This is a genomic window from Vibrio sp. 10N.222.55.B11, from assembly GCF_041473705.1.
GTDB classification, from domain to species: domain Bacteria; phylum Pseudomonadota; class Gammaproteobacteria; order Enterobacterales; family Vibrionaceae; genus Vibrio; species Vibrio crassostreae_C.
Genome location: NZ_JBFRST010000196.1, coordinates 1 through 1,093, shown reverse-complemented (window position 1 = coordinate 1,093; position 1,093 = coordinate 1). Strand labels below are relative to the sequence as shown.

Sequence of the window (1,093 nt, the reverse complement as noted above, 5' to 3'; positions counted from 1 at the left end):
AGTCCATATCATTCGTTAGCCCGTGTTCTTTTTTGAATGTTTTTGCTCAGGTGTTGGAAAGCCATTTCCTTTCGTTGTAGCCGGTGGTTTGTGTCGAAATCAGTGTAGTAAACCAATCGATTGTTCAGAACTTCGAAGGCCGATACAAACAAAAACTGAAACTATGCCTGTTTGTGTTGAGTGTCTAAACCTTCAAATAAGGCGTTGAATTCATCGTCATCCTGTTGTTTCTTGGTGGTTTAAAGAAGCATTGGTTTTGGAATCGATTGAGGTGGTTGTTTCTGAAGAGCAGAGGCGGCGGCAAGCCGCGAGTGAGCAGTGCAGGGCTAACAAGTAAATCAACAGGACGTTTAACCGCGGCGCAATTTTTCATAGAAATGCTGTGATTTAGGCGTTTCAAACAAATTTAGCTATTAAACGCCTGTTATTATGGCGTTAGCCGTCATGTAGCTTGCTATACTCAAAGTGATAGAATAGTATCACTTTAGTATTCCTTTGGAGCAGCTCTCATGAAAGTAGAACTAGTTACATCACTCAAACGCCAAGCAACTAAGATCCTCGCCGATCTCCACGACACCAAAGAACCAGTGTTAATTACTGAGCATGGAAAGCCATCTGCGTATCTAGTTGATGTTGATGACTACGAATTTATGCAAAATCGTTTAGCTATTCTTGAGGGTATTGCACGAGGTGAGCGTGCACTAGCTGATGGTAAAGTGGCAAGTCATGATGAAGCTAAGGACAAAATGTCAAAATGGTTGAAATAATCTGGACTGAGCCAGCGTTATCTGACCTCAACGATATCGCTGAATACATCGCACTTGAAAATATCGTAGCTGCAAAGCAGTTAGTGCAAACGATCTTCTCCAAAGTCGAACGCCTACAAACTTTCCCAGAGTCAGGTCGTATTCCACCCGAGCTAGAACATTTAAGTTATCGTGAAGTTGTCGTTAATCCATGTCGTGTTTTCTATAAACAAGACGGTGGCAAAGTGTTTATTCTGTTTGTTATGCGTGCAGAGAGAGATTTGCGTAAGTTCCTGTTGAGTAAGCAGTAACCTTTGGGAATGAGCGGCTAACAAACGACTATGGCG

General features: G+C 42.3%; 2 protein-coding genes. Both read left to right on the top strand.

What is annotated here, in order from left to right:
• Window positions 1-509: 509 nt before the first annotated feature.
• A complete protein-coding gene (locus tag AB4503_RS25695) occupies window positions 510-767 on the top strand; it encodes a type II toxin-antitoxin system Phd/YefM family antitoxin (RefSeq protein ID WP_005398415.1) in 258 nt (85 codons plus the stop codon).
• Window positions 755-1,057 (top strand): type II toxin-antitoxin system RelE/ParE family toxin, encoded by a 303-nt coding sequence (locus AB4503_RS25690; protein ID WP_372115937.1) that lies wholly within the window; start codon window positions 755-757, stop codon window positions 1,055-1,057. The genes AB4503_RS25695 and AB4503_RS25690 overlap by 13 nt, the downstream gene beginning before the upstream one ends.
• The last annotated feature ends 36 nt before the right edge of the window (window positions 1,058-1,093 follow it).